Raw genomic sequence first — 6,255 nt, 5'->3', positions numbered from 1 at the left:
GCCGCGTCTGCGGAGGGATTCGCTGGTCAGGAGGCGGCATTCGGCGGTTCTGGGGTGGCGGCACCTGCTGCCCGCCCGGCGTCCGCCGAGGCGGACGGGGCGGCAGCGGAGGATAGGGGGCGTCGCCGGTCACCCGCCCGACTTTACTGGTCCGGCCGGATTACGGAATCCAGCCGACGTGCCCCCGCAGCGCGGCGTAGCCGACGAACGCGACCGAATCGATGGTGGCGTGCGCGATCACGAGAGGCCACAACCGTCCGGTCTTCTGCCAGTACCGGCCGAACACCAGACCCATGACGACGTTGCCCAGCCCGCCGCCGAAGCCCTGGTAGAGGTGATACGTCCCCCGCAGCAGCGCCGACGCCAGCAGCGAAGAATTCTCGCTCCACCCGAGTTGCCGCAGCCGCGTGATCAGATACGCGACGACGAGCACTTCCTCCGCGCCGGAGTTCGCGATCGCCCACAGGATCAGGGCGGGCAGACGCCACCAGTGGTCCCCGATCGTGCTGGGGACGACGGTGAGGTTGGCGCCGACGGCGCGGGCCAGCAGGTAGAAGCCGAGCCCGGGCAGACCGATGAGTGCGGCGAGCCCGACACCCTGCGTCGCGTCGGGTCGCCAGCGGAAACGGCCGAGCCCGACGTCGCGCGGGCCGACGCCGCTGCGCCACAGGAGATACAGCCCCAGGGCGCCCCACGCGAGAAGTTTCACGACGCCGAGCAGTTGCCGGGCGACGTCGATGATCTGGTTCTCGGCGCGGGCGACGTTGAGGGCGACGGCCTGGTCGGCCAGGTTGCCCGGTGTCAGCAGCGATTCGGTCAGCGACAGCAGTCCCGACAGCCCGCTGGTCCCGAACGTGACGAGCAGGACGATCGTGATCTCGATCCGCAGGGCCCGGCGCTCGGTGCCCGTCGCGACGGGGGCGGCCGGTTCGGGTGAGGCCGGCTGCAGCCAGGAGGCGAGCGTTGCGCGCGAGATCACGCCGCACACGCTAGCGTGCGGCGAATCGGAAGGCCGGTCAGCCGCGCGCGCGGAGTCCGTTCACGAACGGGCATCCCACCAGCAGCCGGATCGCCCTGCTCAGGGAGACGGTGTCGTCGACCGGGGCGGAGAACGGCATCCAGATGTCGCGGTCGCCGTGGTCGTTCTCGACGCGCAGCCGCAGTCCGTACCGGTCGATGCCCAGGGGGCGGACGCGTCCGCGCCGCATGTGCGGCGGCAGCTTGCGGGACAGCATGTCGATGAGGTCGCGGTGGTCTTCGTCGAGGTGCTGGAGCCACGCGGTCTCCATCTCCCAGAACGGGTCGGGCCGGGCGGCGAGCAGGTCGTCGAGGGCGACGGGTTCGGCGCCGCTCGAATCGGCGACCACCGCCGATTCGAGGCGCAGTTGCAGCAGCGTCGCGTCGTGCCCGACGTCGAGAAGTCCGGGGTGCGGGTATTCGGAGGCCACCTCGTCGGCGAGGGCGCGGGTGTGTGCCTCGCACAGCGCGTGGAGGGTGCCGCGCAGCCAGACGAGCGACCGCACGGGCTCGCGCAGCGCGAGCGGTGAGTTGTCGGTCAGTTCGAGCACGGCCGGGATTCCGCCGCCGCCGGCGAGCCAGGACAGCGTGGCGGCCGCCGACTCGGTGGGCACCGCGACGACGACGTCGCCGCTGGACCGCAGGTGGTGGACCGACGTGACGGTCGGTGCGCTGCCTTCGACGGCGAGTACCGCGTCCTGGGTCCGTGCGCACGAGCTACGCACACGCTCGGCGGTGGACGGACCGGTGGTCGTGACGGGCATGGAGCCTCCTTCAGGGTTCCGCGATACTGAGGTAACCCTAACCTAATGTGACGGAACCGGCGAGGGCAAGACCCGAAAAGATTCCGGTCCACGAGGCGGGCATACGGTGGGACCGTGGCCATACCTCTCTCCCTCGGCGTCCCGCGCTCGCGCGGACCGCAGTCGTTGCTCGCGGATCTGCTCAGCGGGACCGCGGACGCGAGCCCGGCCGCCGGCGGCGCCCTCGGACCGCGCGTGGTCGCGGCGTCCGCGCTGCTCGACGCCGTCGGCACCGACGCGGGCCGCGTCATCGTCCGGCTCGACGTCGACCCGGCCGTACTCCGCACCCGCGAGCAGGCCTCCTACGAGGCGGTCCGCTTCCACCTCGACTGCCCCGCGGGCCAGCTCGGCGACGCGGTCGCGCTGCGGCTGCCGTCCCCGCTCGCGGTGTTCGTCACCGCGGACGGCAGCGACGCCTCCGGACTGGCCGAAACGGCGCAGCAACTCGCGGACGCCGGCCGCATCCCGGGACTCGCGAGCGGGCACTCCATCGGCGAGGTCGCCGACTTCCTCGCCGTTCTCGCGCACGCCGACGTCGGCTACGTCGCACGGGCCCGTGACACCGCCGAGGTGCTCGCGCTGCTGTCGGGGACGGTCGCGTCCCTCCGCGGCGACGACGTGCGGGCAGCGCTCGCGACCCCGGATCCCACGAGGCTCACCTCGCTGATCCCGGAGGCCGCGGAGGCCGTCCGCGAGGTCCTGCTCGGGGTCGAGGTCGACGACCCCGTGCTCGTCGCCCGTGAACTGGCGGACGCGGGTCTGCGGTAAACATTCACCGTCAATGCGCCGGACCGTCGAGGCTCGGTGCGTAATCTCGTAGGCGTGCCAAAGATCGCGTATTTCGGACCCTCGGGAACCTTCACGGAGATGGCGCTCGCCCAGCTCGAGGCCGCGGGTGCCTTCGACGGGCCCGTCGAGCGGGTGCCCGCGACGAGCCCGCCCGCCACCCTGGCCATGGTGCGGGACGGCGTCGTCGACGGTGCCGTCGTTCCCATCGAGAGCTCCGTCGAAGGGGCCGTCGTGCCCACCCTCGACACGCTCGCGCTGGGCGATCGCCTGCAGATCGTCGCCGAGACCGAACTCGACGTGGCGTTCACGATCCTCGGCGGGGCGGGCGTCGAACGGCTCGACCAGGTGCGTACCGTGCGGGCGTACCCGGTGGCGGCCGGCCAGGTGCGAATCTGGCTGGAGGAGAACTGCCCCGGCGCCCAGCTCCAGACGGCATCCTCCAACGCCGGCGCCGCCGAGGACGTGGCGAACGGCCTCGCCGACGCCGCCGTGTCCACCGCCCTCGCCGGCGAACGGCTCGGGCTGCGCAGTCTCGCCGACGGGGTCGCCGACGAGAAGAGCGCCCGCACCCGATTCGTTCTCGTCACCGCGCCCACCCGGGTGCCCGCCCGCACCGGCGGCGACCGCACGTCCGCCGTCCTCGAACCCCACAACACCCCCGGCTCCCTCGTCGGTGTGCTCTCCGAGTTCGCGACGCGCGGAATCGATCTCATCCGCATCGAATCGCGGCCGGTGCGTACCACCCCCGGCCTGTACCGCTTCTTCGTCGACTGCATCGGGCACATCGACGACCCGCTCGTCGCCGAGGCGTTCCGCGCGCTGCACCGGAAGTCGCACGTGCGGTTCCTCGGGTCCTGGCCCGCCGCCAACCCGAGCGGCCCGCCCCCGCCGTCCGACGGAGACGCGGCGGACTGGATCGAGCGAATCCGTCAGGGAGAGAGGGAAACGTGAGCGGCAAGCTGATCCTGGTCCGGCACGGGCAGACCGAGGCGAACGTCGAGCGCAGACTCGACACGAGGCTGCCCGGCGCCCGGCTGACACCCGAAGGGATCTCCCAGGCGGAGCGGCTCGGTAACGACCTCGCCGCACACGCGACGACGGCCGCGCTCGTGTCCTCGCAGGCACTGCGCGCCCAGCAGACGGCGCGGTTCGTGGAACTGGCGTCGGGCATCGCCGTCCAGGTGCGGGAAGGACTGCACGAGGCGCAGGCCGGCGAACTCGAGGACCGCAGCGACGAGGAGTCGCACAAGCTGTTCATGAAGACGTTCCACCTGTGGCACACCGGCGAACTGGACGCCCGCGTTCCCGGTGGGGAATCCGCCAGCGACATCCTCGACCGGTACGTCCCGGTCGTGGACTCCCTGCGCGAGCAGTACCTCGACGACCCGGCGGCCTCGGGCGACGTCGTGCTGGTCAGCCACGGCGCCGCCATCCGGCTCGTGGCAGCACAACTCGCCGGGGTGCCGGGGCTGTTCGCCGCCAACAACCACCTGGCCAACACCCAGTCGGTGGAGTTGACCCCGCTCGCGGGCGGCGGCTGGGAGTGCGTGCGCTGGGGAATCGTGGAGCCGCCGTTCGAGCACCGGGTGATCCCCGGCGCCGACGACCCGATGGGGTGACGTCGTTGCGTGCACCCAGGGGTTGCGCGACGATGGAGGAAACCGTCCTCGAGGAGTGACGGCGGTGGATTGGTTCGTTGGCGAAAACTATTCGCTCGGTCGGCTGCTCGTCACCGAGGGGCTCGCCGCGATCTACCTCGTCGCGTTCCTGGCCGCGAGAAACCAGTTCAGGCCGCTGGTCGGCAGCACCGGGATGCTGCCCATCCCGGACTTTCTCCGTGCCGTCCCGTTCACGCGTGCGCCGAGCATCTTCCACCTGCACTACTCGGACCGATTCTTCGAGGGCATCTGCTGGACGGGCGCCGGACTGTCCCTCGCCGCGCTGCTCGGTGTGACGCAGGTCGTCCCGCTCGCCGTGTGCATGCTCGTGTGGTTCGCCCTGTGGGTGCTGTATCTCTCGATCGTCAACGTCTCCCAGCTCTGGTACAGCTTCGGCTGGGAGTCGCTGCTGCTCGAGGCGGGTTTCTTGGCGATCTTCCTGGGCAACGCGTCGGTCGGGCCGCCGATCCTGGTGCTGCTGATGCTGAGGTGGTTGCTGTTCCGGCTCGAATTCGGGGCCGGGCTGATCAAGATGCGCGGCGACCGATGCTGGAAGAACCTCACCTGCCTGTACTACCACCACGAAACCCAGCCCATGCCCGGGCCGTTCAGCTGGTACTTCCACCGGCTGCCGAAACCGCTGCACCGGGTCGAGGTGCTCGGCAACCACTTCGCACAGCTGGTGGTGCCGTTCGGGCTGTTCGCGCCGCAACCGGTCGCCGCCGTCGCTGCGACGATCATGATCGTCACCCAGCTGTGGCTGGTGGCGAGTGGCAACTTCTCGTGGCTGAACTGGACGACCATCGTTCTCGGTCTGTCCGTCATCCCCGACAGCGTGTACGAGGCGGTGCTGCCCGTCGACGTCCCGGCCGCCGCCGACTCGGCGCCGATGCCCTTCGTCGTGCCGGTGATCGCGGTGACCGCGCTCGTCGTCGTGTTGAGCTACTGGCCCGTTCGCAACCTGATCTCCCACGGCCAGCGCATGAATGCGTCGTTCAACAAGTGGCACTTCGTCAACACGTACGGCGCGTTCGGCAGCATCACCCGGGTGCGGTACGAGGTGATCGTGGAGGGCACGTCCGACGCCCATCTCGGTCTGCATTCCGAGTGGAAGGAGTACGGCTTCAAGGGGAAACCGGGTGACGTCAACCGGCGGCCGCGCCAGTTCGCGCCGTATCACCTGCGGCTGGACTGGTTGCTCTGGTTCACGGCGATCTCGCCCGGCTACGCCGAACCGTGGTTCCGGGGTTTCGTCGAGCGGTTGCTGCGCAACGATCCGGACACCCTGAAGTTGTTGCAGTACAACCCGTTCCCGGGTGATCCGCCGAAACACGTGCGGGCGCGCATGTACCGGTACGAATTCACCACCTGGAAGGAACGCCGCGAGACCGGTGCCTGGTGGAAGCGGCAACCGGTGTAGGTCAGCGGAGCCGGTCGGCCAGCGATTCCAGTGCCTGCCGGAGGCGTTGCGGGGTGCCGGGGCTGAGCGACGACCACGCCACCCCGTGCGCGGACACACTGGACGTGCCGACGATCCGCCCGGCTCCTGTGTCGAACACCGTCACGGGCCCGCCCACCGGATCGTATTGCCCGTCGCCGTAGACGATTCCGACGATCTCGGCGTAGATGCTGCAACCGGCCATCGCGTTGCCCAGAACGGTCGCGTCGACCGCGGGCACACCGAGCGCGGCGAGCGCGGCCGCGAGCGACTTGCCGTCTCCGCCCTGGTCGAAGGCCTCGCCGAGCTGGGCCGTGGGTGCGTTGACGACGCCGATGTTCAACGGCTCCACCACCCCCAGGGCACCGATCACGGGCGCGAAGATGTCGGCGCCCGCGTCCTGGACGACGTACGTGTCGCCGGCCCGCAGCGCCAGCACCGACAGTGCCTCGCCCTGAGAGACACACAGTCGCGAGATGCTGCCGTCGACGTACCAGCGCAGGGCGATCTCCCACAGCGGCCGGGCCAGAACCCGCAGTCGGTCGGCGAG

At 70.5% G+C, this 6,255-nt stretch carries 7 protein-coding genes; 4 read left to right on the top strand and 3 right to left on the bottom strand.

Annotated features, from left to right (window positions below; all coding sequences use genetic code 11):
• Nucleotides 1-160: 160 nt before the first annotated feature.
• Nucleotides 161-979 (bottom strand): CPBP family intramembrane glutamic endopeptidase, encoded by an 819-nt coding sequence (locus ACFTZB_RS41645; protein WP_378441200.1) that lies wholly within the window; start codon nt 977-979, stop codon nt 161-163.
• A gap of 37 nt (nt 980-1,016) precedes the next feature.
• Entirely contained in the window at nt 1,017-1,781 is a 765-nt protein-coding gene (locus ACFTZB_RS41640) for a DUF2470 domain-containing protein (protein ID WP_378441198.1), read from the bottom strand.
• A 114-nt stretch (nt 1,782-1,895) separates the two neighbouring features.
• On the opposite strand from ACFTZB_RS41640, the gene ACFTZB_RS41635 reads away from it, so the two are divergent.
• Genes ACFTZB_RS41635 through ACFTZB_RS41620 form a run of 4 tightly spaced genes read left to right on the top strand, consistent with a single transcriptional unit; the run spans nt 1,896 to nt 5,687 of the window.
• Nucleotides 1,896-2,588 (top strand): hypothetical protein, encoded by a 693-nt coding sequence (locus ACFTZB_RS41635; RefSeq protein WP_378441196.1) that lies wholly within the window; start codon nt 1,896-1,898, stop codon nt 2,586-2,588.
• A gap of 54 nt (nt 2,589-2,642) precedes the next feature.
• Nucleotides 2,643-3,560, top strand: a complete 918-nt coding sequence (pheA, locus tag ACFTZB_RS41630; RefSeq protein ID WP_378441194.1) for a prephenate dehydratase — start codon at nt 2,643-2,645, stop codon at nt 3,558-3,560.
• Nucleotides 3,557-4,228, top strand: coding sequence for a histidine phosphatase family protein (locus ACFTZB_RS41625; RefSeq protein WP_378441192.1), 672 nt, complete (start codon nt 3,557-3,559; stop codon nt 4,226-4,228). The genes pheA and ACFTZB_RS41625 overlap by 4 nt, the downstream gene beginning before the upstream one ends.
• A gap of 55 nt (nt 4,229-4,283) precedes the next feature.
• The gene (locus tag ACFTZB_RS41620; protein WP_378441190.1) at nt 4,284-5,687 is read left to right on the top strand and encodes a lipase maturation factor family protein; all 1,404 of its coding nucleotides are present in this window, start codon (nt 4,284-4,286) and stop codon (nt 5,685-5,687) included.
• Between the two features lies 1 nt (nt 5,688).
• On the opposite strand, the gene ACFTZB_RS41615 is transcribed toward ACFTZB_RS41620, so the two are convergent.
• Nucleotides 5,689-6,255, bottom strand: a 567-nt coding sequence (locus tag ACFTZB_RS41615) for an ESX secretion-associated protein EspG (protein ID WP_378441188.1), incomplete at its 5' end; no start/stop codon positions are given.

Origin of the sequence: Rhodococcus sp. NPDC057014 (assembly GCF_042673295.1) — a bacterium.
Lineage (GTDB): Bacteria > Actinomycetota > Actinomycetes > Mycobacteriales > Mycobacteriaceae > Rhodococcus_F.
Note: the sequence above shows the minus strand (reverse complement) of the source record. Positions and strands in the feature narration are given on the sequence as shown.

Excerpts from the sequence above, each read along its gene's own strand:
- ACFTZB_RS41640 (WP_378441198.1), bottom strand. The coding sequence starts at position 1,781 with ATGCCCGTCACGACCACCGGTCCGTCCACCGCCGAGCGTGTGCGTAGC.